Origin of the sequence: Hyphomonas sp. NPDC076881 (assembly GCF_050269995.1) — a bacterium.
Lineage (GTDB): Bacteria > Pseudomonadota > Alphaproteobacteria > Caulobacterales > Hyphomonadaceae > Hyphomonas.
In genome coordinates, this window is record NZ_JBNNJJ010000019.1 from 1 (window position 1) to 23,806 (window position 23,806).

A 23,806-nucleotide genomic window follows, 5' to 3' on the forward strand; every position below is an offset into this window, starting at 1 on the left:
GAGAGGGCGTGCTCCCTCACCCCCAACCCCCTCTCCCAGGGGAGAGGGGGCTTAAAAGATTTGAGAGGAAACATCAGACATGAAACTCGCTACCCTAAAGAACGGCACCCGGGATGGGCGCCTTGTTGTTGTTTCCAGGGATTTGACGCGGGCGACGGACGCCGCGCGGATTGCGCCGACCTTGCAGGCGGCGCTCGACAAGTGGGAGATTTATGCGCCGCAGCTCGCCATGCTGGCCGAGCAGGTGGAACTGGGCTCCGTGCCGACTTTCCGCTTTCATGAGCATGACGCGATGAGCCCGCTGCCACGTGCCTATCAGTGGGCGGACGGGTCTGCCTATATCAACCATGTGGAGCTGGTGCGCGCGGCGCGGGGCGACAAGGTGCCGGAGAGTTTCTATTCCGATCCGCTGATGTATCAGGGTGGCAGTGACGGGTTTCTGGGCCCGCGCGACGCGATCCCTCTGAAGGACGTGGCCTGGGGCTGCGACATGGAAGGGGAGGTGGCAGTGATCACCGATGATGTGCCGATGGGCGTGTCTGAGGCGGAGGCGGCAAAGCTGATCCGCCTGGTGATGATCTGTAATGATGTGTCCCTGCGCGGGTTGATCCCCGGGGAGCTGGCCAAGGGGTTTGGCTTCTTTCAGGCAAAGCCTGCGAGCGCATTTTCGCCGGTGGCGGTGACGCCCGATGAGCTGGGGGACGCCTGGAAGGATGGGCTCGTCCATCTGCCGCTGCGGGTGGACCTCAATGGCCAGCCCTTCGGCCGGGCGGATGCCGGTGTGGACGCGACGTTCAGCCTGCCGCGGCTGGTGGCGCATGCCGCGAAGACGCGGGCGCTGGTGGCAGGCTCGATCATCGGGTCGGGCACGGTGTCCAACAAGGGCGCTGATGGCGGGGCGGGCAAGCCCGTGGCCGAAGGCGGGCTTGGCTATTCCTGCATCGCTGAAATCCGCATGATCGAGACGATTGCGGACGGGGCGGCGAAGACGCCGTTCATGAAGCCGGGCGACACCGTGCGCATCGAGATGCTGGACAAGGCCGGGCATTCCATTTTCGGTGCGATCGAGCAGACGGTTGAGGCGGTCTGAGTTTCAACAGGTGTTGAAATTTGGCGCGACCTGAGGCATTCAGGGCGCGCAAATGAGGGCCAGAACCAGGGAGAAACGGGCCGGATGGCAAGCAAGGTCTATGAAACAGCCGAAGCAGCGCTCGACGGGCTGCTGTTTGATGGCATGCTGATCGCGGCGGGTGGGTTTGGCCTCTGCGGCATCCCCGAGCTGAGCATCGCGGCGATCCGCAAGGCGGGCGTGAAGAATTTGACCGTGGCCTCCAACAATGCGGGCGTGGATGGCTTTGGCCTTGGTGTGCTGCTGGAGAGCCGGCAGGTGAAGAAGATGATGAGCTCTTACGTGGGCGAGAATGCCGAGTTCATGCGGCAATATCTCTCCGGCGAGTTGGAGCTGGAATTCAATCCGCAGGGCACGCTGGCCGAGCGGATGCGGGCGGGCGGCGCGGGCATTCCGGGCTTCTATACCAAGACCGGCGTTGGCACGGTGATTGCCGAGGGCAAGGAGCACAAAGAGTTTGGCGGGCAGACCTATATCCTCGAAGAGGGGATCTTTGCTGACCTCGCCATCGTCAAAGCCTGGAAGGCGGACACCACGGGCAACGCCATCTTCTGCAAGACGGCACGCAACTTCAACCAGCCCGCGGCGACCTGCGGGAAGGTGTGCGTGATGGAAGTGGAGGAGATCGTGGAGCCGGGGCAGCTTGATGCCGATGCGATCCATCTGCCGGGCATCTATGTGCACCGGCTGGTGCAGGGGACGCATGAGAAGCGGATTGAGCAGCGCACTGTTCGCAAGCGGGAGCGTGCTTGATGCAGGTCTACGACCTTAAGACTGATTTGCTTCATGACCCTAAGCAAATGCATCTGGCGCAGGCTCTTACCTTAGATCGGAGTAAGCCGCGTATGGGTTTGAAGGGCAAATTTGGCTTATTCGGCTCAGAGAAGTGGTGGAAATCCATAGAAAAAGGACGGATGCCAACAAAGACAGTATCAGGAAGAATTTCCAGACTCTTCTATGCAGGTATGGACAGTGATCGACGTCCGAACTCCATTATGATTGAGTCCGCGTCGGGCGAAGTAGAGGAAAGTATGTACTTCAATAACCCAGAGGCGCGTCGGCTCTACGTCATTGGTAGCTTCATAGAGATTCTTTATGCTCTGGAGCCACTTAAAAATAACGAAATAATAGAGACAGTAATTTCGGTTTCGATTGAAGAAAGAAGTGCAAGCTGATGCCCTGGACACGCGATGATATGGCGGCGCGGGCCGCGCAGGAGCTCAAAGACGGGATGTATGTGAACCTCGGCATCGGGATTCCGACGCTGGTGGCGAACCATATTCCGGCGGGCGTGAATGTGACGCTTCAGTCCGAGAACGGCATGCTGGGCATGGGGCCGTTTCCCTTCGAGGGCGAGGAAGACCCCGACCTGATCAATGCCGGCAAGCAGACGATTACCGAACTGCCCCAGACCGCCTATTTCGACAGCGCGACCTCATTCGCGATGATCCGTGGCGGGAAGATTGCCATGGCAATCCTCGGCGCGATGGAGGTGGCGGAGAATGGCGACCTTGCCAACTGGATGATCCCCGGAAAGCTGGTGAAGGGCATGGGCGGGGCGATGGACCTGGTGGCCGGCGTTGGCCGCGTGGTGGTCGTGATGGACCACGCCAACAAGGCCGGCGAGAGCAAGGTGCTGAAGGCATGCACCCTGCCGCTGACGGGCAAGGGCGTGGTGGACCGGATCATCACCGATCTCTGCGTGATGGATGTGGTGCCGGGCGGGCTGAAGCTCGTTGAGCTGGCGCCGGGCGTTACGGAAGACGAAGTGCGGGCGAAGACCGAGGCGACGCTGGTTTAGGGTTTGCGGGCACGTCCCCAACCTATCCCTTCTTCGTCACGCTCGATGGCCGTCAGGCCATCTGAGCGCCCATCTCCCACCATCTCCCCGCTGCGCAATCTGAGACTTCAGGAGCTGGGCACTCAGACGGGCTTTGCCCGTCGAGTGTGACGAGAGGTTTGTGTTTGGGGCTCCCCCCTCCGTCTTGCGCTTACAGCGCAATCCACCTCCCCCGCTACGCAGGGGAGGATAAGGGCGCAAACCCGGAGATGTCGTAGTGGTATCCTCCCCTGCGTAGCGGGGGAGGTGCCCGAAGGGCGGAGGGGGAAATCCCCTTACGGATTACTTCGCGCGATGGTCCCGCATCAGGCCGGCGAAGCGCTCAAAGAGGTAGAAGCTGTCTTGCGGGCCGGGGGAGGCTTCGGGGTGGTGCTGGACCGAGATGATCGGCTTGCCGGTGACCGAGAGGCCGGAGTTCGTGCCATCGAAGAGGGAGCGGTGGCTCTCTTCCACGCCTGCGGGCAGGGTTTCGGGATCGACCGTGAAGCCATGGTTCATCGAGACGATCTCGACCTTGCCGGTGGTGAGATCCTTCACGGGATGATTTGCGCCGTGATGGCCCTGCGCCATTTTCTTGGTCTTGGCGCCGAGCGCGAGACCGAGGAGCTGGTGGCCGAGGCAGATGCCGAGGATTGGCAGGCCCGAGGCGACGAGGGTTTTGATCATTTCGCCCGAGCGCACGAAGGTGGCGGCGGGGTCGCCGGGGCCGTTGGCGAAGACGATGCCGTCGGGTTTCAGGGCGAGGACTTCTTCGGCGCTGACATTGCCATTGACGACCGTTGCGCGGGCGCCGGCATTGGCGAGGTTGCGCAGGATGTTTTTCTTCACGCCGAAATCGACGACGACGACATGGAACTCGGCATTGCTGAGCTTGTCGTGGCCGGTCTGCGGTTTCCAGAGGCCGTCGGAGTTTTCGTAAGGCGCGTCTTGGTCAACGACATCGGCAAGGTCTGCCCCGTCGAGGCCTTCCCAGCTTTTCGCCAGCTCCACCAGGGCGGCAAAGTCGATGTTCCCGTCCGGCTTGTGACAGATGGCAGCCTTGGGCATGCCTTTTTCGCGGATGCGCTTGGTCAGCGCGCGCGTATCGACGCCGGAAAGGCCAATGATGCCGCGCTTTGCGAGCCAGCCGCCGAAATCATCGGTGGCGCGCCAATTGGACGGCGCGGTGATCGGCTCGCGGAAGATGGCACCGCGGGCCGCGTCGGCCGCAGCAGGGGTGGATTCTTCCTGATCGTCAGCATTTGCGCCAACATTTCCGATGTGCGGGAAGGTGAAAAGGATGATCTGCGAGGCGTAGGAGGGGTCCGTCAGGATCTCCTGATAGCCGGTGATGGCCGTGTTGAAGCACAGCTCCCCCACCTTGATACCCGTCGCCCCAGCGCCGAAACCCGCGAAAATCGTACCATCTTCAAGGGCCAAGGCACCGGTGGCTGAGTCCATATCTTGATTCCTGCTCATGGAAGATATACCTCTCGCCGCTGGCCATGCTGGTTGACGCCGTTTTAACCGGTCTGGCTAAAACTCGGCCGCTTATTGGGGCTGACTCTCCGCACCGTCAAGCAAGGCGTTTGTCGCGGGGTGTAGAAAGGCATAGGACCGGCATGGGCCGTGAAGATATGACTGCCTGTATGGGACTCAAGTCCCGCATCCTTCAAGCACTCAAGGACGAATCTGCCCGGACGCAGAGCGAGACGCGGCTGAGTACGCTGCGCCTGGTGGAATGCGCCATCCGGGACAGGGATGTCTGCGCGCGCGGGCGGGGCGAGGGCGAAGGCTGCCCGGACGCCGATGTGCAGCGCGTGCTGCTGACGATGGTGGCCCAGCGCGAGGAAGCCGCCAGCGAGCATGAAGAGGAAGGCCGCATCGCCGATGCCATCCGCGAACGCGAGGAAGTCGACATCATAAAGGCTTTCCTGCCCCAGCCGCTTTCCGGCAAGGCTCTGGATATTGCCGTGCGGCAGGTGGTCGAGGATCTGGGCGCGGCCAAGCTGAAGGATCTGGGCCGCTGCGTGACCGAGCTGAAATCACGCTATCCGGGCCAGATCGAGGCCGCCAGCGCCGGCAAGGCCGTGCGCACCGCGCTCAGCAAGGGCTGAGCGGCGGGCAGCGCGCCCCATTTCCGCCCCGAGTCTGAAAAGTCGGCAATGTGGCGGAACAACTCTTCGCAGGGTCCGTTGGTGGGGCATCTACCCCCATCGAAAGGATATTCCCATGAAGACCCTTCTTGCTACTGCCAGTGCCTCTGTCCTGCTGCTGGGCGCAGCCGCCTGTTCGCCGGCGGAAGGCCCGGCCGCCACCAATGGCTATGAAACCCGCGGCCCGCAGGTTGTCGAATATGACGACCAGACCCTGGACACCGCCAGCGTGAACGAGACCACCGATCTTGATTCGGTTCGCGCAGAATACCGCCTCGCCCAGGGCGAGATGGAAGCTTCTGACCTGATCGGCGCGTCGGTGCGCAATGGCGCTGACGAGGAAATCGCGACGGTTGCCGATGTTTATCTCGGTGAAGATGGCGCTTCGCCCGTGATCCTGATCCGTGACGGCGGTGTTGCCGGCGTCGGCGGCGACCTGCGCCAGATCGCATTCAGCACCGCGACCGTGACGGCTCCGGCCGATGAGGAGCCGGAAGTGCTGGTTCAGATTGCCGAGGAAACCGTCGAAACGCTTCCCGCCTTCGAGCAGGACGGCATGAATGACTACCGCCTGGCTTCGGAAATCATGGGCGCCACGACCCCGGTTTCCTTCCGCGAGGATGATGTCCGCATCACCGACCTGATCCTGACCAACTCCGGTGAGCTGCGCTATGCCGTGATTTCGCCGAGCCTGGCCTCCACCGACCAGTTCGTGGTGCCGGCCAACGCCATCCGCGTTGCTGAAGGTGACGGCGAAGGCGATGTGATCCTGGACATCGATCAGAGCGAGTTCGACGAAGCGCCGATGTATCGCTGGGAGTAAGATACGTTCAGCGCCGTTGAACCAGGAGGGCCCTGCCGCAAGGCGGGGCCCTTTTCTTTGGGGTGTTGTATTTTGTGGGCGGATGCCAATCTCCGGTGCCCGGCGACGATCAAAGATGGTATTCTGACCCTTATGTCATCTGCTTCCCCCATTCGCATTCCTGATGGCTTCGTTGAGGAGCTGAAGGCCCGCATCCGGCCTTCGGATGTGATCGGGCGCAAGGTGAAGCTGACCAAGAAGGGCAAGGAGTGGGTGGGGCTGTCCCCGTTCACCGCCGAGAAGACACCGAGCTTCTATGTCAACGACCAGAAGCGCATCTTCAAATGCTTCTCCTCCGGCATGGGCGGGGATGTGATCAATTTCGTGATGGAGACCGAGCGGCTCTCCTTCATGGAAGCGGTGGAGAAGCTGGCCGAGGAGGCAGGCATGGCGCTGCCGAAGGCGAGCCCGGCAGCGGCAGAGGAATATGACCACCGCAAGCGGTTGCAGGCGGCGTGCGAGGCGGCGGCGGAGTTCTTCGAGGAACGGCTGCGCGCGCCTGAGGGGAGCGGCGCGCGCGCCTATCTGGAGGGCAGGGGGCTCAGCGCTTCAAGCTGGAGCAAATACCGGCTCGGCTATGCGCCCGATGACTGGCGGCGCACACGGGCGCACCTGCATGCTGAGGGCTTTACCGATGCCGAGCTGATGGAAGCGGGCATCATCAAGGAAAGCGACCGGGGCGGCGAGCCCTATGACATGTTCCGCGGGCGCCTGATGTTTCCCATTCCCGATGCGCGCGGCGGGATCATCGCCTTTGGCGGCCGGGCGTTGCAGCCCGATGCCAAGCCGAAATACCTCAACTCCGGCGACACCCCCCTCTTTCACAAATCGACCGTGCTCTATCGCTACAAGGCGGCGCGCGAGGCACTCGGCCATGGCGAAGGCGGCGGGCTGATCGTGGCTGAGGGCTATATGGACGTCATCGCCCTCTGCGAGGCGGGGTTTGGCAATGCCGTTGCCCCGCTGGGCACGGCGCTGACCGAAGATCAGCTGCAGCTGATCTGGCGGGCAGGGCCCGAGCCGGTGATGTGTTTCGATGGCGACCGGGCAGGCCTTGGCGCCGCCTATCGCGCGCTCGACCGGGCGCTGCCTTTTGCCGAGCCGGGGCGATCCGTTTTCTTCGTGCTGCTGCCGGACGGGATGGACCCTGACGACCTGATCCGCGCGAAGGGGGCGGCTGCGATGGCCGAGCAGCTGGCCGCGCGCCTGCCGATGTCGGAGCTGCTGTGGCGGCGCGAGCGGGACGCCGAGCCGCTGGATACGCCCGAGCGCCAGGCGGGGCTGGAGGCGCGGCTGATGGCGGCGTGCGGGCATATTCGCCATGCGGGCGTGAAAGCGGCCTATGAGCGGGATCTGAAATCGCGCCTGCGGGATTATCTCTGGCAGCTGCGCGAGGCCAAGCGCGCGGCGAATTACCAGAAACGCCCGGGAAAGCCGGGACGGCCCGGTTCGGCACAGATTCTCTCGGGGGGGGAGGAGACTCAGCAGCTACTAAAGCAAGGTGTGCCTGAAAAAATTGCCGGTCTGAGACTCATAATGCAGGTTATCGACAACCCAGGGCTTCTTGCCATTGGTGCCGAGTTGCTTGCGCAGTGTTCACCTACGGAAGCAGATGCTGCATTTCTTCGAGATGCAGTTCTTGATCTGGCAAATGACGGAATCCCCATTGACCGCGGGACAATCACCGCCCATTTAGCGAACTCTGGGAACATACGTGCTGCCGGCTTGCTCAAAGATTATCCCGTAACGCCTCAGATAGAGACCAATGGGTCCGAGGCTCGGGAATGGCTAATCGCTCTGGAGCAATTTGTGGCGAAGCGGCGTTCCAGCGACCAGGAGACGGGCTTTGGCACGGATAGTGCGAGCGCGGACCCTACGCTGTCCCCGCAAGAATGGCGGAGGCAGCTGCAAAAGGTTGCTGAACGACAGGCTCTAAAGGTCCGTATGAACGAGGCATCCAGTAAACGCAGCGATAGCTGAGCGGTAAGGCGAGAGGCACTGGCATGGCGGCCCTGCAGAGGCTGCCGGACCGGACGGGAGATAGCTGAGATATGGCGACAGCCACCAAGAAGAAAAAGAACACAGCCGGTGACGGCGAGGGCGAAGACGACAAGGACAACGAAAGTGGTCTGGTCGATTTTAACGCCACAGACGTCAAAAAGGTTCTGAAGCGCGCCCAGAAGCGCGGCTTCATCACCCATGACGAGATCAACCAGCTGCTGCCGGACTCTGACATGAGCTCTGACCAGATCGAGGACGTGATGTCCCAGATCTCGGAAATGGGCATCGCGGTCGTCGAGACCGAGGAAGAGGCCGAGGAGCAGGGCAAGGCGCTCACCAAGATCGAGGACAAGAAGGTCGTTGCCAAGAAGGGCAATGCCCGTGGCAGCGACCGGACCGACGATCCCGTGCGGATGTATCTGCGCGAGATGGGCGCGGTAGAGCTTCTCTCCCGTGAGGGCGAGATCGCCATTGCCAAGCGCATTGAGGCCGGCCGCGACGCCATGATCCGCGGCCTCTGCGAAAGCCCGCTGACCTTCGAGGCCATGATGGTGTGGCGCGATGAGCTCATGAATGAGCGCATCCTGCTGCGGGACCTGATCGACCTGGAAGCGACCTATGGCGCGGAAAATCCGCCGCCCGAGCCCAAGGTGATCGAGGAGAAGGCGCCCGAGCCGGTTCCCGCGAAGGGCAAGCGCCGCTCTGCCGAAGAGGTGGACGAGGTTGAGGCCGAGCGTCTGCGCCAGCAGCAGCAGGAAGAGGAAGAGGAAGACGACGCGGTTGCGATGTCGATGTCGGCGATGGAAGGGGAGCTGCGCGAAGGCGTGCTCGCCAAGCTCGACGAGATCGCCGAAGCCTTCAGCCGTTTCCGCAAGCTTCAGGACCGCCTGTTGACCCGCCGGATCGAAGGCAAGGACCTGACGCCCAAGGCGCAGCACGAGTATGACGAGCTGTCGCTGGCGATCGTGGAAAATCTCAAGACGATCCACATCAACAATGCCCGTATCGAAGCCCTCGTCGAGCAGCTCTACGCCATCAACAAGAAACTGATGGGCCTGGAAGGCAAGCTGATGCGTCTGGCCGACGCGCATGGTGTTCCGCGTAAAGAGTTCCTGCAGAACTATATCGGCAGCGAGCTGGAGCCGGACTGGGCCGAGCGTGTGCGCGAGATTTCGGCGAAGTGGAAACGCCTCGTCGATGGCAAGGGCGAAGAAGTCCAGGAAGTGCGCGACGAGATTTCGGAAATCGCTCAGGAGATCGGTATTCCGATCGACGACTTCCGCCGCATCGTCCAGACCGTGCAGAAGGGCGAGCGCGAAGCGCGGATTGCGAAGAAGGAGATGGTGGAAGCCAACCTCCGCCTCGTGATCTCGATTGCCAAGAAGTATACCAATCGCGGCCTTCAGTTCCTGGATCTGATCCAGGAGGGCAATATCGGCCTGATGAAAGCGGTCGATAAGTTCGAATACCGGCGCGGTTATAAATTCTCGACCTATGCCACCTGGTGGATCCGTCAGGCTATCACCCGCTCCATTGCGGACCAGGCCCGGACAATCCGCATCCCGGTGCACATGATCGAGACGATCAACAAGATCATCCGTACACAGCGCCAGATGCTGCACGAGATCGGCCGTGAGCCGACCCCGGAGGAACTGGCCGAAAAGCTGGGCCTGCCGCTGGAGAAGATCCGCAAGGTTCTGAAGATCGCGAAAGAGCCGATTTCGCTCGAAACCCCGATTGGCGACGACGAGGATTCAAACCTCGGCGACTTCATCGAGGACAAGATGGCGCTGCTTCCGGTGGACGCGGCCATCCAGTCGAACCTGCGCGAGACGACGACCCGCGTTCTGGCTTCGCTCACTCCGCGTGAGGAGCGCGTCCTGCGGATGCGCTTCGGCATCGGTATGAATACGGATCACACGCTGGAAGAAGTCGGCCAGCAATTCTCGGTCACCCGCGAACGTATCCGCCAGATCGAAGCGAAGGCACTCCGGAAGCTGAAGCATCCGAGCCGGTCGAGGAAGTTGCGAAGCTTTCTGGATACTTGATGATCGACCCTGCCAGCCTAGTGCCCAGCCGTGAAGCGCCGGTGACACTGGGCTGGCTTCGATCTGTCGTTCGTTTTCAGAACCAGCAATGCCGGGCAGGAACGCCTTGGGCGGAAAGCTTTCGGCGCCTTCGCGATGATCGACTCCGAGTACTCAAGCCTTACTGGGACGAGTTGCGCCCCTTTTGTTACCTTGCAGATGCGTTGGCCTTGCCCAACGAGACGCGAGTTAAACTAAAGGAGCAAGGGTGCCCTCACGACATTTCATTCGTTGTGGAACATCACGAGCGAATGCTACAGGTCACGCTTGCGTACTTTGATGCCTCTGTTCTTTTTCCATCTGTAGCGAATATTACTCCACGCAAGTTTGAGGCAGGTTATCAAAGGGCGCTCGCGGCTGAGGTGACTCGTCGCGAAGGTTCAGCTTCCGATCAGGCGCTCTACTACAAGGATACTGATAGCGCTGCGCGGATAATCGAAGAGACGGAGATTGCTCTGTCAGCTGAAGAACTTTGTGCCTCAATTGTATCGGGAGTAAGGCGCGCGATAAGCAAAAAGGCCATGAAACACAACGGCGATTGTGAGCTGCTTGTTTGGTATCCAGAGTGCGAAGGCTACCACAAGCCAGATTATTGCAATCTAGTACAGCGGGCATGGCAAACGGATTTTAACAATCGGTTTCGCCAAGTGCATGTGCTATTTGGTGATACTCTGGTAACACTAAGTTCCACTGGCACAATAAAGTGAGTTTGAAGCGAACCCCGCCATGGCCACGATGAACATCTCCCTGCCCGGCGCGCTTGAGGCGCGGATTCGCGAACTGGCGGCAGCGTCCGGCAAGGCGCCGGAGGCACTCGTGGAGGAAGCGGTCGAGCGGATGCTGGAAGACGAGGCGGACCGGACCGAGATAACCTCGCGCATGGCGCACTTCGCGGAATCGGGGGCGGCTTTCGATCATGAAGACGTGCGGGAGACCTTGCGCCAGCGCGCCATCGGAAAACCCGGCAGCACATGAAGATTCGCTGGTTGCCGGAGGCTGCCGGTGACCTTGACCGGATTGACCGCTTCTGGCGCGACATCGACCCGGAACTGGCGAGACGCGCCGCCGAGAGCATTCTGGTGCTAACAGAGAGCCTCGACCAGCTTCCTGAAAGAGGCCGCGTTAGCCGCGTTGATCCGGAGTCCCGCGAACTGGTTACACCGTTCGGCGCCGGAGCATTCATCTTGCGCTATCGGATCATTGAGGGCGACATCATCGTCGTGCAGGTGCGTCATTCACGCGAGCGTCATTCTTGACAAACTTTGCCATAGCCCCCACCTTTCCCTCCAAAGGAGCCCCGCCATGGCCACGATGAACATTTCGCTTCCCGATCAGATGAAAGCCTGGGTCGAGGCGCAGACGGCTGATGGCAAATACGCCAATTCCTCCGACCTGATCCGCGACCTGATCCGCCGGGAACAGATCAAGCAGGAGAAGATCGCCGCGCTGAACGAGAAGATCGAGGAGGGTTTTGCGAGCGGTGTCAGCGACAAGTCTCTTGATCAGATCATGTCGGAGATCCTGGGCAAGACGCAGGGATGATCCTTCGTCTTACACCTGCCGCCGAATACGACTTGCGCAGGATTTTCAATGAGGGCGTTCGGCTGTTCGGTGAGGCGCAGGCCCGCCGATATCTGGAACAGATTGAAAAGGCGCTGCGCTTTGTCGGGGACTTTCCGGAGGCTGTGAGGCTCCGGGAGGAGTTCTATAGGCCTGTGCGCGTACACCGGGCAGGCGCCCACGTCATCATCTTCGATATCGTTGGCGATGTGGTGATCGTTGTCCGCATTCGCCACGGCCATGAGGACTGGACCTCAGAGTAACCTGGAGCCGCTGCAAAAAGGGCGGCTCGAGGGCCGCCCTTTTCGTTTGCCGTATACGGAGAGGATTATTCCTTGCCGCCGAACTTGTAGACCAGCGAGAGGGAGAGGCTGGTCAGGTTGCCGTCGGGCGAGAAGTTGTTGTCGAGCGAGGCGCCGCTGGTGGTGACTTCGCCGCGAATGCCGACATTGTTGCTGAAGAAGTGGCTGTAACCGGCGCCGATGGAGAAGCCGTTATAGTCCACTTCCTCGTCGATCGGGAACCAGAAGGCGTCGCTCTTCACCGAAAGTGTGCCGGCGCGGAAACCGACGCGGCCGAACAGTTCGCCGGACTTGCCAGCCGGCATGCGGCCGACGACATAGCCGCCGAACTGGCGGTCGAGGTCAAAGTCGATGCCGCTGCTGTCATAATTGTCGGCGCCGCTGGTGCCGATCGTGGCTTCAGCCTCGATGCCGATGCTCTTGTTGAAGTAATAGGTGCCGCGGCCGGTGATGCCGGTGAAGGCAAATTCCGTGTCGTTGGAATCGAACAGATATTCTCCGCCTGCGGAGAACTGGAAATCGTCCGCGCAGGCGATCGGCGAAAGGACGAGTGCTGCTGCAGCAGCGGCGAGCAGCTTGGTGTGCTTGAACAAAGTGTAGCCCCTGAAAGTATAGTTTACGCGCCAATCCCCATGGCTGGCAGAAATTTCCCTAAGCGCTGCTTCCAATCAAAGCGAGCGAAAAAATCCCGGTTTCCACAGATTAACCAAACAAAATCCGGGCTTTGGTGCCGGCAGGGTTAAAATCGCTGATGGCCTCTCAAATCATTGTTTTATTTGAGATGAATTTGCAGGAAATCCCTCTCTTCGAAGCGTGTGGAGTTCGGGAGGGTGCGAAACGCCATAATCCCCCAGGTTGATGTTCGGAGTGGGCTTGGCCGGATCAGAGCGGCGCGGATAGGATCGCGCCAGCGCAGCGCCAGCTTGTCAGGAGAGCCCCATGCCCCATCCCATTCGTGCCGGTATTGGCGGGTGGAATTATGAGCCCTGGCGGGAGACATTCTATCCGCCGGAGGTGAAGAAGGCGGGAGAACTCGCCTATGCCAGCGGGCAGGTGACGGCCATCGAGATCAATTCGACCTTCTATCGCGGCCAGAGCGAGGCGACCTTTGCGAAATGGGCGGAAGAAGTGCCCGAAGATTTCCGATTCACGGTGAAGGCGCACCGGGCAACGACGATCCGCAAAACGGTGGAGGATATGCGCAGCTCTGTCAGCATGTTCATCGAGGGCGGGGTGACGGCGCTGGGCGGGAAGCTGGGCGCGATCAACTGGCAGTTTCCCGAGACGCGGAAATTCGATGCGGACTATTTCGGCGCTTTCTGTTCCTTCCTGCGGCCCGAGCACAAGGGCGTGCGCCTGCGCCATGCCGTTGAGGTGCGTAATGACACGTTCCGGACCGAGGCGTTCACGGACCTGATGCGCGCGCACAATTGCGCCGTTGTGTATGCCGATGAGCCCGGCTGGCCGATGCCCGACCTTCAGACGGCTGACTTTGCCTATGCGCGGCTGCAGAATTCAGAGAGCGACATCGAGACCGGCTATGCGCCGGTCGATCTGGATGCCTGGGCGAAGACGCTGAAGGGCTGGGCGAAGAAGCGCGAGGTATTCGCTTTCTTCATTGCCGGAGCCAAGGAGCGCAACCCGGCAGCGGCCAAGGCCCTGATTGAGCGGGTGGGGCGGCCCTAGTCAAACTTTACGGTGGCATCGGCCTCGCCGCGGACCCAGTAGCCGGAAGCTTTCAGCCAGGCTTTCGGGTGCCGGCGCTCCTCAAGGAGATATTGGCGGATTTCGCGGGTGAAGCTGCCTTCGGCGGCGATCCAGATGAAGGTGCCCGGTGCGATGCCCGTCTGCCGCAAGCTGTCCATCAGCAGGGCGTCGCGCTCGGCGTCTCCGATGCGGCCATGAATCCAGGTGATGTCGACTTCTGCGGCGGTGTTGAATTCCTGCTCGTCTTCCCGGCCCGGTACGGCGGCGAGGATGGTGAAGCGATCAGTTTCGCCGGCTTCCTCAAGCCGCCGGCCGATGGCGGGCAGGGCGGTTTCATCGCCGATCAGGAGCCAGTGGGCGATATCGCCGGTGATAATACGCGACCCCCGGGGGCCGCCGATCTCCAGCGTGTCACCCGGCCGGGCGGTCAACGCCCAGCGCGTTGCCGGACCTGCTTCGTGTATGGCGAAGTCGAGGACGAGTTCGCCCCGCTCGCGCGAGAAGCTGCGGGGCGTATAGTCGCGCATGGCAATGCCATCTGCGCCATCGGGCACGAACACCTTGATATGGTCATCGGCGGCCAGCGAAGGGAAATCTGCCAGATCTTCGCCGGTGAGCGTGATGCGGAGCATGTGGGGCGTGAGATAGCGAGTGCCTGAAATTGTCAGGGTACGGCGTTTCAATTCATGCCGGACCAGTTTCAGAATGGGCGCGGAGGGAAGGGCAACGGGTTCAGCCTGCATGACTGTTTCTCCAGCCTTCCGGATGGCCGGCGAGGCGATGAGGGCAGAGGGATCAATTCTATAATTGAGAATAATTCTCAATTATAGAATTTCAAGGGATAAGATTGCAAAAAAGAAGAGCGGCCCCGCAAAGGGCCGCCCGCCGGAGATCACGTTTGGGTGAAGGTCAGCCCGCCGCGTTCAGGGCCTGGTCAAGATCGGCGATCAGGTCTTGCGTGCCTTCGATGCCGATGGAGAGGCGGACGACATCCGGGGCGGCGCCGGCGGCGACCTTTTGTTCATCCGTCAGCTGACGGTGTGTGGTGGAGGCCGAATGGATGACAAGGCTGCGCGCATCGCCAAGGTTTGCCACATGGCTGAAGAGTTTCAGCGCGGCAACGAACTTCATGCAGGCCTCGTAGCCGCCTTTCAGCTGCACCGTGAAAAGGGCGCCGGGGCCTTTGGGGGTGATGCGTTTGGCGCGCTCGCGGTAAGGCGAGGAGGCAAGGCCCGGATAGGTGACGCTGGCAACGGCGGGATGCTTTTCCAGCCATTCGGCCACTTTCTGGGCGTTGGCGACATGCTTTTCCATCCGCAGGGAGAGGGTTTCGATGCCCATCAGCGTGTAGTGGGCGCCCTGGGGGTTCATGGTCATGCCAAGATCGCGCAGGCCGATGGCAATGCCATGGAAGGTGAAGGCGGCAGGACCGAAGGTCTCGTGGAATTTCAGGCCATGATAGGCTGGCTCCGGCGCGGAGAGGGATGGGAATTTATCCGAGGCTGACCAGTTGAACTTGCCCGAGTCGATGATCGCGCCGCCGGTGACCGTGCCATTGCCGGTCATGTATTTTGTCAGCGAGTGGACGACGAGTGTGGCGCCATGTTCGATGGGGCGGCAGAGGTAGGGTGTGGCGGTGGTATTGTCGACGATCAGCGGGATGCCGGCGTCGTCTGCGATTTTCGCCAGCGCGTCGAGATCGCTGATATAGCCGCCGGGATTGGCGATGGTTTCACAGAAGATGGCACGGGTGTTCTCGTCAATCGCGGCTTTGACGGCGTCGAGATTTTCCGTGTCGATGAGTTTGGCCGACCAGCCGAAGCGTTTGAAGGTCTGGGTGAACTGGGTGATCGTGCCGCCATAGAGGCGGGAGGAGGCGACGATGTTCTTGCCGGGCCCCATCAGCGGGAAGAGGGCCATGATCTGGGCGGCATGGCCTGACGAGCAGCAGACCGCGCCCGCGCCGCCTTCCAGCGCGGCAAGGCGGCTCTGCAGCGCGCCGATGGTGGGGTTGGTGAGGCGGGAATAGATGTAGCCGACTTCCTGCAGCCCGAAGAGGGCGGCGGCATGGTCTGCGTCGCGGAAGACATAGGCCGTGGTCTGATAGATCGGCACCTGGCGCGCGCCGGTGGCGGGGTCTGGCGCTGTGCCGGCATGGATCTGGGCGGTGGCAAAATCTTTATAGGTGCCGTCAGTCATCGGCGTACTCCCTTGATGGTTTCTCTTGGATTTATCTGATCCGCAGGGGGATCAGTTGAAAGTGTTGCAGGTGTTCGGATCACCGCTGTCATAGCCCCGGCGCAGCCAGGTCATGCGTTGTTCGGCGGTGCCATGGGTGAAGTTTTCCGGCGTGACGCGGCCTTGCATGCGTTTCTGGATCATGTCGTCGCCGATGGCGTTGGCGGTTTTGAGGCCTTCTTCCAGATCGCCGGGTTCTAGCGCGACGGCGCCGCCGGAGGCGCGGGCGGCATTGGCGGCCCAGAAGCCGGCATAGCAATCGGCCTGAAGCTCCAGAGCGATGGAATACTGGTTGGCTTCTTCCTGGTTGCGTGCCTGCTGCTGGGCCTGGCGCACCTGCTGCGAGGTGCCGGTGAGCGTCTGAACATGGTGGCCGAATTCATGGGCGATGACATAGGCGCGGGCAAACTCTGCGCCGGACGCGCCGAGTTGGGTTTCCATATCCTGCCAGAAGGAGAGGTCGAGATAGACGGTCTGATCGGCGGGGCAGTAGAAGGGGCCCATGGCGGACTGGCCATAGCCGCAGCCGGTGCTGGTGCCCTGCTCATAGAGGACGACGCGGGGCGGGGTGTAGCCTGGCAGGGAGCCCTGCCAGACATCATTGATATTGGCGCCGATGACATCGACGAACATGCCCGCTTCATCGGCGGGCGTGCCTTCGACGCCGGCCTGCTGCGTGGCGGTGCCCTGCTGCTGGCTGGCCATTTCGGCGATCTGCTGGGGCTCCATGCCGAAGACGAAATAGCCGATCAGCGCGAGGATGATGATGCCGATGCCACCGCCGCCCACGGCGGCGCCGGGGCTCATGCCGCGCCGGTCTTCGATATTGCCGCCCCTGCGTCCGCCTTGCCATTTCATCGCGCATCTCCTCCGGGCGGCGCCTGCCGCTGAGGGCGACTTTACAGCCATTGGGCGGGGGAGGGCCAGTCTCGAAAGATTACGGGGGATCAACGGACCTTTCAGCAACGCTTGTGTCCGGACTGGCAGGGCCATCCGGGTTTGGGGCAGTTCTTGTGACTCCTGAAGTGGAGCCTGCGCGGCGGGCGCCGCGGCGCCCGGATAGAAAAGATGTTTGCGGTGTGGGCACCTCGCCCGCCGCGCACTGCCAACCGGAGTTTCGGGCAGTTTTCGGGATGACTTCGGCGCTGCCAGGCCTTGACCACTTACCCTCACTCTCGTGACCTCTCCGCGAAGAGAGGCGGGCCAGTCGGGATTCTCTACCGGCTTTTTGGTCCGGCTTGCCTGGATCAACGTCCCTAGAGATGCGATGGGCCGTTACTCCCACCACACCCCATCCTCCGGGGCGACCTCCCCCCAAACCGAACGGTACCGGCGCGGCTCCTGTGGGGAGGATGCGTGGAGTTTGTGCGGGTGGGGGACCCGGGCGGATAAGTTTTCTCCGCGCGTGTCATTCCGGACGGCCCGCGGGGCCGGTCCGGGACCTTGGGGAGGATGGCGCAGGGGCGGAGAGAAGGTCCCGGCTCTGCGGCCGCTGCGCGGCCTTGGCCGGGATGACATGGGGGGTGTGAGGGGCGCGGACATTTGCTGCGCAAATTCCGGGATGACGGGGGGAGGGGGCGGCGCGTGTTGGATAGCGGCGCGCGTATCCTCACTCTTGAGAAGACCCTCACCTCCCATTGCTGCGCAATGGGCCCCTCCTCTCCCAAGGGGAGAGGGGGTGGGACTTCACCTCAAGCGCAACGCTAAACCCCTCTCCCTCCGGGAGAGGCTGCGGAGGATTAGCGTTTGTTCTGCAAACGCCCGTAGCAGTCCGCGCTCGCAGGGCGTGGGAGGTGAAGGGTCTGATGGTATGCGAAAGGACTGGTGACCCCGGCAGGACTTGAACCTGCGACCATTCGCTTAGAAGGCGAGTGCTCTATCCAGCTGAGCTACGGGGCCAAACCCTTGGGAAGGGATCCGCAGGGTTTACGCAGCCGGTCTCAGTGAGTCCACGGCTGTTTGCGGTCTGCCGAGAAGTTGTCGGCATAGGATTTGACCAGGCGCTTGCGCTCGCGCGGCTCGGTCACGGTGAAATTCAGGCCTTCGCGCTCGGCATAGGCGATGGCCTGTTCGCGCGTGTCGAAGTGCAGGCGGACCTGGCTGGATGTGTCGTCAATGCTGGTCCAGCCCATCAGCGGGTCAGGTCTGCGATGGGCGCTGGGGTTCACGAATTCGAGCACCCATTCCTTCGTGTTGCCACGACCGGACTGCATGGCGCTTTTCGCCGGCTTGTAGATCCGCGCTTCCATTCCAGAGGCCTCCTGAGGCACCTTCAAATGATTGGTCGGAGCGATAGGATTCGAACCTACGACCCTCTGGTCCCAAACCAGAACTGCCTTCGGTGCGGCCCTACGCAAGACCCCTATAAATACAAAGCATTAAGTGGATTTTCTGCCACCGCTTGCCAACCCCTCACACGCCGAGCCACCAATAAGCCACCGTCTGAGTTGTAATAAGGGTGGGATAGCGAGGCTTGGGTTTGCCTGCAACTGTTATGATGCTTGTGGCAGCCGTGCGGGCGGATGTGGCATGCCTCACCTGAGGGAGTATGAACGACGGAGATGATTTCCTGCGCGCTGCTGGCTTGGATGCATTCAAGGTGCTGGCCGTCCATTTGTCTGAAGTCGGCGTGGAGGGTTTAGCTCCCAGCAGGGCAGGCATCCCATCATCTGATACCAGGCTGGGCGAGGCAATGATCAGCTTATGGACGTCGAGGCCGTGAAGGCCGGATTCTCCACCGCTCACCCCCGATTGATCGCCGAAGCTGCACTGGCCAAGGTCGGTGGCAAGGTCATTGGTGACGTAGCCGAGAAGATCGGGGGCGTGGTAGTCAGAAAGATTGCCGCAGAAAGTAGACTCCTCCCCAGTGGTGTCGGAGGCGCTGGCGCTGCATACAACAAGGCGACTGGTCAGGGACTCTATGTTCTTCGCGATGAGGCAGGAAATATTCGATACGTCGGTCGCGGTGATGCGCCTGCCCGTATTCAGACCCGCGCGGATTCGATCAACAAAAGCGAGTTGATTGGTGATGTCTTGTTCGACAACAACCTCACCAAGGCTCAAGCCAAGGGGCTTGAGCAGCGTCTCATCAACGAGTTTGGTGGGGTAAGAGCGCACTTCCGCGACTCCCCGTGGTTGAATACGATCAACTCGTATAGCTCAACCAATCCCAATGCCCCGCTCTACCGCGATGCGGTCACAGATGCTCTCAGGCAGTATACTTTGAAGAAGGTCGGAAGATGAATAGCAACGTTGAGGGAAGCCTCGTAACGATCCCAACAGAGGGTGGATGGGGCGTTGCAAAGATCATCTTTCAGTCGGAGCAATATGCAAATACGATATGTCTGAAACTCTACAAGAAGCGATTTCTGGAGGGCGCATCGATCGGAGCGAACGACTTCTCTGGGCCGTTCGACTTGTACTACACCAGCCTAGATGGCTTCAAAAAGAAGCGCTGGACGATCGTTGCGAACGAACTGGTATCCGGTGATGAAAAGGCGCTAACCCGTAGGACATCGGGCGGCGAGGTCTGGGTGGAAGATACCCATCTGGGCACTGCTACCGAGGCCGATCTAGCCGCGCTCCCGAAGATGCTGACACACGGGTTCAAGCTGATCGAAAAGTATGTGGGGCGTTATCCGGTTGCGGTGGCTGGATGATCGCGCCGTGATCGGGTCCACAGCAAGATAAAAGCAGTGCCTCCCCCTGCGGGGTAAGCCATTGTCTGCACATCATTATTTAGGAGATCTAATGGCGCCGTGGGGAGATTCCGGCGCCATTTTGGTGCTGGTTATGTGCCCAAGCTGTTGAGTTACCCGGCCTAATCAAGAGGTCGCCGGGAGATTGGCCTGCCCAATGCAGCTAGTGCGACCGTAAAGTTAGAGTTGGCGGTTGCAGGAGAGATGCCCGGCCGGTCCACCATCAGTGTCCCAATGCCGCTCCTTCTTCTTTCCATCATGCTCACGGATCAGCCGGGTGACGGCGGTTTGGGTGAGTTTCAGTCGGCTGTTGGCCATGGGTCCGTCTCGCTCCTTAGAGTCTGGAGACGGTGGCTTTCAAGCCGCGTGCCACCCAAGCCACCTCTGAGCCACCTCGGAAAGTCGGAAATTGTCCGGCTTTGTCTGGGATGACGCAAAACGAAAAGCAGGGAGGGCTAGGTGTGAAGGGGCTGTATCTATGGGCCATTCTGCAGTGTTTGCAGGGAATCTCGCCAAGGGAGAGATGGTCGGAGCGATAGGATTCGAACCTACGACCCTCTGGTCCCAAACCAGATGCGCTACCAGACTGCGCTACGCTCCGGAGTCCCGGTGTAATCAGATGGGGCCGGGGTGCAAGCGCTTTTCGCTGTGCCGGGGCGCCGCAGCTGTGAGGATCACGCCAGAGCGCGGCATTTCCGGACAGGTTCGGGACAAATCCGGACAATTCCGGACATTTCAGGCCCGTTGACGGTCAGCCCTGGCGCGGTTTCGGCGTGACGCGGCGCATCAGGCCTTCCTGGGCGACGGAAGCGACCAGCCGGCCGGAGGCGTCATAGATGGACCCCCGGTTGAAGCTGCGCGCGCCGCCGGCATAGGGGCTGTCCATCGAATAGAGGTGCCATTCATCGAACTTGGTGGGGGCGTGGAACCACATGGCATGGTCGAGGCTGGCGGACATGAGTTCCCGGTTCATCCAGGAGACGCCATGGGGGCGCGAACCGGTGCCGAGGAGGGCCATGTCGGAGGCATAGGCCATCAGGCAGTGGTGGATCCAGGGCGCCTCGTCGATGGGGCGGGCCACGCGGAACCAGAGGGCGTGGACATCCGACGCCTTGGCCGGGTTGAGCGGGTCCAGCGGGTCGATCTCGCGCATCTCGATGGGGCGTTCGCGCAGGAAATGGCCGCGATGCCGCTCGGGCACGTTTTCGGCAAACTTGCGGCGCCATTCGATCCGGTCGCTGAGGCTTTCGGGCGGCTGGACTTGCGGCATGTCATGCTGGTGGTGCCAGCTTTCTTCCTGCACCTGGAAGGAGGCGGCGAGGTTGAAAATCTGCTTGCCATGCTGGATGGCGACGACGCGGCGGGTGGTGAAGGAGCCGCCATCGCGGGAATGATCGACCTGATAGATGATTGGCACGGACGGGTCGCCGGGGCGGATGAAATAGGCGTGCAGGGAGTGGCAGGGCCGGTCGCCGGGCACGGTGCGGTAGGCGGCGACGAGGGATTGGGCGATGACTTGGCCGCCGAAGACGCGCTGGCTTTCTTCCTCATCCGGGCTCTGGCCACGGAAGAGGTCATGTTCGAGCCGCTCAATGTCGAGCAGGGTGAGCAGGTCTCCAACCGGGTCCTTCGCCATGGGCCATGTTCCTTATGAGTTTCTTGTGCGCCGCAGCATCTATCAGACCTGACACGGAACGCAAACCTGCCGCAAATTCCCTGTTATGGTTAGCGAATTCTTTGACAATCCCTGCAATAGTCCCATCTGTTAATTTCAATAAAAACCCAAAACATCCCATCCGACCCTCTGCGTTGGGAGGCGCCGTAAATGAACCTTTTTGCCAAAATTGGCCGCGAATACCGGCTGTTCCAGGATATTCTGCTGGTCAAGAAATGGACCGGGGACATTTCTCCCGACTCCGACAACCTGGTGGCCGACGATTATGAACGCGCGGCCGACCAGTTTGCCGGCAACATCGCTTTCCGCTTCGAGGGCCAATCGACGACCTATGCCGAGTTTGATGCTCAGGCGAGCCGGTTTGCCAACTGGGCGCTGGGCCAGGGGCTGAAGGCGGGCGACTGTATCGCCCTCTTCATGGAAAACCGGCCCGATTATGTGGCCGCCTGGGCGGGCTTTGCCAAGATCGGGGTCGTCACGGCACTGATCAACCACAATCTGGAAGGCGAGGCGCTGGCCCATTGCGTCAATATCTCGGGCGCGAAGCTGATCGTGACCGGGGCCGAGCAGGATGGCGCCATCATCGGCGCGGCGGTGCTGTTCAAGGATGCCCCGACCGTGTGGACGCTGGGCGGAGAGGTGGGGGAAGACCTCGGCGCGGCGCTGGCGGCGGCCTCGCCGCAACGGCCAGACCGGGCCCACCGCGCCGGCCTTCTGGGCAAGGATCTCTGTCTCTATGTCTATACCTCCGGCACCACGGGCCTGCCCAAGGCCGCGCGCCTGACCCATGCCCGCACGCAGGGGATGATGAAGAGTTTCATCGCGCCCTGCCGCATCACGCCGAAGGACCGGATCTATATCACCCTGCCGCTCTATCATGGCACGGGCGGGCTTTGCGGCATCGGGCAGGGCCTGATGACCGGCGCGACAATCATTCTACGGAAGAAATTCTCCGCAAGCGCTTTCTGGGACGACGCCACCGATGAGCGCGCCACCGCCATCGTCTATATCGGCGAGCTGTGCCGGTATCTGGTGAATTCGCCGCCCCATCCCAAGGAGCGGGCGCACACTATCCGTACCGGTTTTGGCAATGGTCTGCGCCCGGAAGTGTGGGAAGAGTTTCTGGAGCGGTTCAATATTCCGCATCTGGCCGAGTTCTATGGCTCGACCGAGGGCAATGTCAGCTTCATCAATTTCGACGGCAAGCCAGGCGCCATCGGGCGCATTCCCGGCTGGCTGAAAAGCCAGTTTGCGCATGTCGGCTTCGTCAAGTTCGACATCGAGACCGAGGAGCCGGTGCGCGGGCCGGACGGCTTCTGTATTCCCGCCGCAGCTGGAGAGCCGGGCGAGGCCATCGGCCGGATCGGCGAGGATGTGCGCCAGCGCTTCGAAGGCTATAATGACCAGAAGGCGACCGAGAAGAAGCTGCTGCGCGACGTGTTCGAGAAGGGCGATCTCTGGTTCCGCACCGGCGATCTGCTGAAGAAGGACAAGGAAGGCTATATCTACTTCATTGACCGGATCGGCGACACCTTCCGCTGGAAGGGCGAGAATGTCTCGACCAATGAAGTGGGCGAGGCGCTGTCGAAGATCGAGGGGATTGCCACCGCCAACGTTTATGGCGTGCCTGTTCCGGGAACGGACGGCAAGGCCGGTATGGCGGCGGTGACGCTGGACGGCGAGGTGGATTTCGCGGGGCTGCACAAACAGCTTACCGGTATGCTGCCCTCCTATGCCGTGCCGGTTTTCATCCGGGTACAGCCTGAAGCGGAAACCACCGGCACGTTCAAATACCGCAAGGTGGATCTGGTGGCTGAAGGGTTTGACCCGGCAAAGGTCGAAGGCGACGCGCTGTGGATGTATGACCCGGCCGAAGGCGGCTACGCCCCGGTGACGGCGGCGCGGTATGAGAAGCTGCTGGCGGGCGGGTTCAAGTTTTAGGTTTGTGACGGGGGAACCGCCCTTCGGGCGGCCCTCACCTCCCACCGCCTTTGGCGGCGGGCCCCTCCTCTCCCGGAGGGAGAGGGGCTGGTTGCGTCCAGCCTGGCTGTTCTGTGAGATGGCGCGGTGAAAACCCCTCTCCCTCCGGGAGAGGAGGGGCCCATTGCGCAGCAATGGGAGGTGAGGGCTGTGACGCGGCTTGTAATTCTTTCCATCTCCTACCAAAATTTCCCCATGACAGGGCTTCCAATCAAACGTGCCCGCCGGTTGAGGCGTGAAGCAACGTTCCCAGAGCGTCTGCTCTGGAACAAGCTGCGCAATGGCCAGCTGGCTGGCCTGAAATTCCGGCGGCAGCATCCGGTTGGTTCGTATATTGCCGATTTTGCCTGTTTCGATCTGAAGCTGCTGATTGAGCTGGATGGGGATACGCATGGTGCGGATGGGCAGATCCGGCGGGATGCTTCGCGTACGGCCTATCTGGAGCATGAGGGCTGGCGGGTGAACCGGTTCTGGAATGTGGATGTGATGGATAGTCTGGACGGCGTGTTGCAGCAGATTGAAGAGGCGGCGCGGTTCATTCAAGATCAGAGGTCGTAGGCCCTCACCTCCCATCGCTGCGCGATGGGCCCCT

Annotated in this window: 26 protein-coding genes and 2 tRNA genes; 18 read left to right on the forward strand and 10 right to left on the reverse strand. The window is 61.3% G+C overall.

Features of this window, described 5'->3' with window-relative positions; genetic code table 11:
* The first annotated feature begins 79 nt into the window (after window positions 1-79).
* The 4 genes from ACQKI2_RS16770 to ACQKI2_RS16785 all read left to right on the forward strand — a co-directional run bounded on the left by ACQKI2_RS16770 (window position 80) and on the right by ACQKI2_RS16785 (window position 2,930).
* Entirely contained in the window at window positions 80-1,090 is a 1,011-nt protein-coding gene (locus ACQKI2_RS16770) for a fumarylacetoacetate hydrolase family protein (RefSeq protein WP_427380772.1), read from the forward strand.
* A gap of 84 nt (window positions 1,091-1,174) precedes the next feature.
* On the forward strand, window positions 1,175-1,882 hold the full coding sequence (locus tag ACQKI2_RS16775) for a CoA transferase subunit A (RefSeq protein ID WP_427380773.1): 708 nt from the start codon (window positions 1,175-1,177) through the stop codon (window positions 1,880-1,882).
* Window positions 1,882-2,304: a hypothetical protein gene (locus ACQKI2_RS16780; protein WP_427380774.1), complete on the forward strand. Its 423-nt coding sequence runs from the start codon at window positions 1,882-1,884 to the stop codon at window positions 2,302-2,304. The genes ACQKI2_RS16775 and ACQKI2_RS16780 overlap by 1 nt, the downstream gene beginning before the upstream one ends.
* On the forward strand, window positions 2,304-2,930 hold the full coding sequence (locus tag ACQKI2_RS16785) for a CoA transferase subunit B (protein ID WP_427380775.1): 627 nt from the start codon (window positions 2,304-2,306) through the stop codon (window positions 2,928-2,930). The genes ACQKI2_RS16780 and ACQKI2_RS16785 overlap by 1 nt, the downstream gene beginning before the upstream one ends.
* A 321-nt stretch (window positions 2,931-3,251) precedes the next feature.
* Here ACQKI2_RS16785 and carA read toward each other — a convergent pair whose 3' ends face one another.
* Entirely contained in the window at window positions 3,252-4,409 is a 1,158-nt protein-coding gene (gene carA, locus ACQKI2_RS16790; RefSeq protein ID WP_427380776.1) for a glutamine-hydrolyzing carbamoyl-phosphate synthase small subunit, read from the reverse strand.
* A 188-nt stretch (window positions 4,410-4,597) separates the two neighbouring features.
* On the opposite strand from carA, the gene ACQKI2_RS16795 reads away from it, so the two are divergent.
* The 9 genes from ACQKI2_RS16795 to ACQKI2_RS16835 all read left to right on the forward strand — a co-directional run bounded on the left by ACQKI2_RS16795 (window position 4,598) and on the right by ACQKI2_RS16835 (window position 11,877).
* Window positions 4,598-5,065, forward strand: coding sequence for a GatB/YqeY domain-containing protein (locus ACQKI2_RS16795; protein WP_427380777.1), 468 nt, complete (start codon window positions 4,598-4,600; stop codon window positions 5,063-5,065).
* A gap of 115 nt (window positions 5,066-5,180) precedes the next feature.
* Complete coding sequence (locus tag ACQKI2_RS16800; protein ID WP_427380778.1) at window positions 5,181-5,927, forward strand: PRC-barrel domain-containing protein; 747 nt, start codon at window positions 5,181-5,183, stop codon at window positions 5,925-5,927.
* Between the two features lie 132 nt (window positions 5,928-6,059).
* Window positions 6,060-7,946, forward strand: a complete 1,887-nt coding sequence (gene dnaG / locus ACQKI2_RS16805) for a DNA primase (protein WP_427380779.1) — start codon at window positions 6,060-6,062, stop codon at window positions 7,944-7,946.
* A 71-nt stretch (window positions 7,947-8,017) separates the two neighbouring features.
* The gene (gene rpoD, locus ACQKI2_RS16810) at window positions 8,018-10,015 is read left to right on the forward strand and encodes an RNA polymerase sigma factor RpoD (protein ID WP_427380780.1); all 1,998 of its coding nucleotides are present in this window, start codon (window positions 8,018-8,020) and stop codon (window positions 10,013-10,015) included.
* The gene (locus ACQKI2_RS16815; RefSeq protein WP_427380781.1) at window positions 10,015-10,761 is read left to right on the forward strand and encodes a hypothetical protein; all 747 of its coding nucleotides are present in this window, start codon (window positions 10,015-10,017) and stop codon (window positions 10,759-10,761) included. The genes rpoD and ACQKI2_RS16815 overlap by 1 nt, the downstream gene beginning before the upstream one ends.
* 19 nt (window positions 10,762-10,780) lie before the next feature.
* Window positions 10,781-11,029, forward strand: coding sequence for a hypothetical protein (locus ACQKI2_RS16820; RefSeq protein ID WP_427380782.1), 249 nt, complete (start codon window positions 10,781-10,783; stop codon window positions 11,027-11,029).
* The gene (locus ACQKI2_RS16825) at window positions 11,026-11,310 is read left to right on the forward strand and encodes a type II toxin-antitoxin system RelE/ParE family toxin (protein WP_427380783.1); all 285 of its coding nucleotides are present in this window, start codon (window positions 11,026-11,028) and stop codon (window positions 11,308-11,310) included. Before ACQKI2_RS16820 ends, ACQKI2_RS16825 begins: the two co-directional genes overlap by 4 nt.
* Before the next feature lie 46 nt (window positions 11,311-11,356).
* Window positions 11,357-11,596 (forward strand): type II toxin-antitoxin system ParD family antitoxin, encoded by a 240-nt coding sequence (locus ACQKI2_RS16830; RefSeq protein ID WP_290920760.1) that lies wholly within the window; start codon window positions 11,357-11,359, stop codon window positions 11,594-11,596.
* Entirely contained in the window at window positions 11,593-11,877 is a 285-nt protein-coding gene (locus ACQKI2_RS16835; RefSeq protein ID WP_427380784.1) for a type II toxin-antitoxin system RelE/ParE family toxin, read from the forward strand. The genes ACQKI2_RS16830 and ACQKI2_RS16835 overlap by 4 nt, the downstream gene beginning before the upstream one ends.
* Before the next feature lie 65 nt (window positions 11,878-11,942).
* On the opposite strand, the gene ACQKI2_RS16840 is transcribed toward ACQKI2_RS16835, so the two are convergent.
* Window positions 11,943-12,509, reverse strand: coding sequence for an outer membrane beta-barrel protein (locus tag ACQKI2_RS16840; RefSeq protein WP_427380785.1), 567 nt, complete (start codon window positions 12,507-12,509; stop codon window positions 11,943-11,945).
* Window positions 12,510-12,855: 346 nt separating this feature from the next.
* Here ACQKI2_RS16840 and ACQKI2_RS16845 point away from each other — a divergent pair, with 346 nt between their 5' ends.
* Window positions 12,856-13,602, forward strand: coding sequence for a DUF72 domain-containing protein (locus tag ACQKI2_RS16845; RefSeq protein WP_427380786.1), 747 nt, complete (start codon window positions 12,856-12,858; stop codon window positions 13,600-13,602).
* On the opposite strand, the gene ACQKI2_RS16850 is transcribed toward ACQKI2_RS16845, so the two are convergent.
* The 5 genes from ACQKI2_RS16850 to ACQKI2_RS16870 all read right to left on the reverse strand — a co-directional run bounded on the left by ACQKI2_RS16850 (window position 13,599) and on the right by ACQKI2_RS16870 (window position 18,110).
* On the reverse strand, window positions 13,599-14,366 hold the full coding sequence (locus tag ACQKI2_RS16850) for a siderophore-interacting protein (RefSeq protein ID WP_427380787.1): 768 nt from the start codon (window positions 14,364-14,366) through the stop codon (window positions 13,599-13,601). The genes ACQKI2_RS16845 and ACQKI2_RS16850 overlap by 4 nt on opposite strands.
* 166 nt (window positions 14,367-14,532) lie before the next feature.
* Complete coding sequence (locus ACQKI2_RS16855) at window positions 14,533-15,822, reverse strand: O-acetylhomoserine aminocarboxypropyltransferase/cysteine synthase family protein (protein ID WP_427380788.1); 1,290 nt, start codon at window positions 15,820-15,822, stop codon at window positions 14,533-14,535.
* Between the two features lie 51 nt (window positions 15,823-15,873).
* On the reverse strand, window positions 15,874-16,719 hold the full coding sequence (ypfJ, locus tag ACQKI2_RS16860; RefSeq protein WP_427380790.1) for a KPN_02809 family neutral zinc metallopeptidase: 846 nt from the start codon (window positions 16,717-16,719) through the stop codon (window positions 15,874-15,876).
* Window positions 16,720-17,683: 964 nt separating this feature from the next.
* Window positions 17,684-17,760: transfer RNA gene (locus tag ACQKI2_RS16865), tRNA-Arg, on the reverse strand.
* A gap of 41 nt (window positions 17,761-17,801) precedes the next feature.
* Window positions 17,802-18,110, reverse strand: a complete 309-nt coding sequence (locus ACQKI2_RS16870) for an ETC complex I subunit (RefSeq protein WP_427380791.1) — start codon at window positions 18,108-18,110, stop codon at window positions 17,802-17,804.
* Window positions 18,111-18,564: 454 nt separating this feature from the next.
* On the opposite strand from ACQKI2_RS16870, the gene ACQKI2_RS16875 reads away from it, so the two are divergent.
* Together ACQKI2_RS16875 and ACQKI2_RS16880 are read left to right on the forward strand one after the other, a co-directional pair.
* Window positions 18,565-19,104 (forward strand): hypothetical protein, encoded by a 540-nt coding sequence (locus ACQKI2_RS16875; RefSeq protein WP_427380792.1) that lies wholly within the window; start codon window positions 18,565-18,567, stop codon window positions 19,102-19,104.
* The gene (locus ACQKI2_RS16880; protein ID WP_427380793.1) at window positions 19,101-19,520 is read left to right on the forward strand and encodes a hypothetical protein; all 420 of its coding nucleotides are present in this window, start codon (window positions 19,101-19,103) and stop codon (window positions 19,518-19,520) included. The genes ACQKI2_RS16875 and ACQKI2_RS16880 overlap by 4 nt, the downstream gene beginning before the upstream one ends.
* A 219-nt stretch (window positions 19,521-19,739) precedes the next feature.
* Here ACQKI2_RS16880 and ACQKI2_RS16885 read toward each other — a convergent pair whose 3' ends face one another.
* The 3 genes from ACQKI2_RS16885 to ACQKI2_RS16895 form a co-directional block, all read right to left on the reverse strand.
* Window positions 19,740-19,877 (reverse strand): hypothetical protein, encoded by a 138-nt coding sequence (locus tag ACQKI2_RS16885; RefSeq protein ID WP_427380794.1) that lies wholly within the window; start codon window positions 19,875-19,877, stop codon window positions 19,740-19,742.
* A 206-nt stretch (window positions 19,878-20,083) separates the two neighbouring features.
* Window positions 20,084-20,160 (reverse strand) — tRNA-Pro (locus ACQKI2_RS16890).
* 150 nt (window positions 20,161-20,310) lie between these two features.
* On the reverse strand, window positions 20,311-21,195 hold the full coding sequence (locus ACQKI2_RS16895; RefSeq protein ID WP_427380795.1) for an acyl-CoA thioesterase: 885 nt from the start codon (window positions 21,193-21,195) through the stop codon (window positions 20,311-20,313).
* Between the two features lie 189 nt (window positions 21,196-21,384).
* On the opposite strand from ACQKI2_RS16895, the gene ACQKI2_RS16900 reads away from it, so the two are divergent.
* Window positions 21,385-23,175 carry a long-chain-acyl-CoA synthetase gene (locus tag ACQKI2_RS16900; protein WP_427380796.1) on the forward strand — a complete coding sequence of 597 codons (1,791 nt, stop codon included), beginning with the start codon at window positions 21,385-21,387 and terminating at the stop codon, window positions 23,173-23,175.
* 234 nt (window positions 23,176-23,409) lie between these two features.
* Window positions 23,410-23,772 (forward strand): endonuclease domain-containing protein, encoded by a 363-nt coding sequence (locus ACQKI2_RS16905; protein ID WP_427380797.1) that lies wholly within the window; start codon window positions 23,410-23,412, stop codon window positions 23,770-23,772.
* The last annotated feature ends 34 nt before the right edge of the window (window positions 23,773-23,806 follow it).

Coding starts and splice junctions, on each gene's coding strand:
- ACQKI2_RS16800 (WP_427380778.1), top strand. CDS start 5,181: ATGAAGACCCTTCTTGCTACTGCCAGTGCCTCTGTCCTGCTGCTGGGC.
- ACQKI2_RS16820 (WP_427380782.1), top strand. CDS start 10,781: ATGGCCACGATGAACATCTCCCTGCCCGGCGCGCTTGAGGCGCGGATT.
- ACQKI2_RS16795 (WP_427380777.1), top strand. CDS start 4,598: ATGGGACTCAAGTCCCGCATCCTTCAAGCACTCAAGGACGAATCTGCC.
- ACQKI2_RS16815 (WP_427380781.1), top strand. CDS start 10,015: ATGATCGACCCTGCCAGCCTAGTGCCCAGCCGTGAAGCGCCGGTGACA.
- ACQKI2_RS16830 (WP_290920760.1), top strand. CDS start 11,357: ATGGCCACGATGAACATTTCGCTTCCCGATCAGATGAAAGCCTGGGTC.
- ACQKI2_RS16780 (WP_427380774.1), top strand. CDS start 1,882: ATGCAGGTCTACGACCTTAAGACTGATTTGCTTCATGACCCTAAGCAA.
- ACQKI2_RS16770 (WP_427380772.1), top strand. CDS start 80: ATGAAACTCGCTACCCTAAAGAACGGCACCCGGGATGGGCGCCTTGTT.
- ACQKI2_RS16885 (WP_427380794.1), bottom strand. CDS start 19,877: ATGGCCAACAGCCGACTGAAACTCACCCAAACCGCCGTCACCCGGCTG.
- ACQKI2_RS16825 (WP_427380783.1), top strand. CDS start 11,026: ATGAAGATTCGCTGGTTGCCGGAGGCTGCCGGTGACCTTGACCGGATT.
- ACQKI2_RS16775 (WP_427380773.1), top strand. CDS start 1,175: ATGGCAAGCAAGGTCTATGAAACAGCCGAAGCAGCGCTCGACGGGCTG.
- ACQKI2_RS16835 (WP_427380784.1), top strand. CDS start 11,593: ATGATCCTTCGTCTTACACCTGCCGCCGAATACGACTTGCGCAGGATT.
- ypfJ (WP_427380790.1), bottom strand. CDS start 16,719: ATGAAATGGCAAGGCGGACGCAGGGGCGGCAATATCGAAGACCGGCGC.
- ACQKI2_RS16875 (WP_427380792.1), top strand. CDS start 18,565: ATGGACGTCGAGGCCGTGAAGGCCGGATTCTCCACCGCTCACCCCCGA.
- ACQKI2_RS16895 (WP_427380795.1), bottom strand. CDS start 21,195: ATGGCGAAGGACCCGGTTGGAGACCTGCTCACCCTGCTCGACATTGAG.
- ACQKI2_RS16850 (WP_427380787.1), bottom strand. CDS start 14,366: ATGCAGGCTGAACCCGTTGCCCTTCCCTCCGCGCCCATTCTGAAACTG.
- ACQKI2_RS16845 (WP_427380786.1), top strand. CDS start 12,856: ATGCCCCATCCCATTCGTGCCGGTATTGGCGGGTGGAATTATGAGCCC.
- ACQKI2_RS16785 (WP_427380775.1), top strand. CDS start 2,304: ATGCCCTGGACACGCGATGATATGGCGGCGCGGGCCGCGCAGGAGCTC.
- rpoD (WP_427380780.1), top strand. CDS start 8,018: ATGGCGACAGCCACCAAGAAGAAAAAGAACACAGCCGGTGACGGCGAG.
- ACQKI2_RS16870 (WP_427380791.1), bottom strand. CDS start 18,110: ATGGAAGCGCGGATCTACAAGCCGGCGAAAAGCGCCATGCAGTCCGGT.
- ACQKI2_RS16880 (WP_427380793.1), top strand. CDS start 19,101: ATGAATAGCAACGTTGAGGGAAGCCTCGTAACGATCCCAACAGAGGGT.
- ACQKI2_RS16855 (WP_427380788.1), bottom strand. CDS start 15,822: ATGACTGACGGCACCTATAAAGATTTTGCCACCGCCCAGATCCATGCC.
- ACQKI2_RS16905 (WP_427380797.1), top strand. CDS start 23,410: ATGACAGGGCTTCCAATCAAACGTGCCCGCCGGTTGAGGCGTGAAGCA.
- ACQKI2_RS16900 (WP_427380796.1), top strand. CDS start 21,385: ATGAACCTTTTTGCCAAAATTGGCCGCGAATACCGGCTGTTCCAGGAT.
- carA (WP_427380776.1), bottom strand. CDS start 4,409: ATGGACTCAGCCACCGGTGCCTTGGCCCTTGAAGATGGTACGATTTTC.
- dnaG (WP_427380779.1), top strand. CDS start 6,060: ATGTCATCTGCTTCCCCCATTCGCATTCCTGATGGCTTCGTTGAGGAG.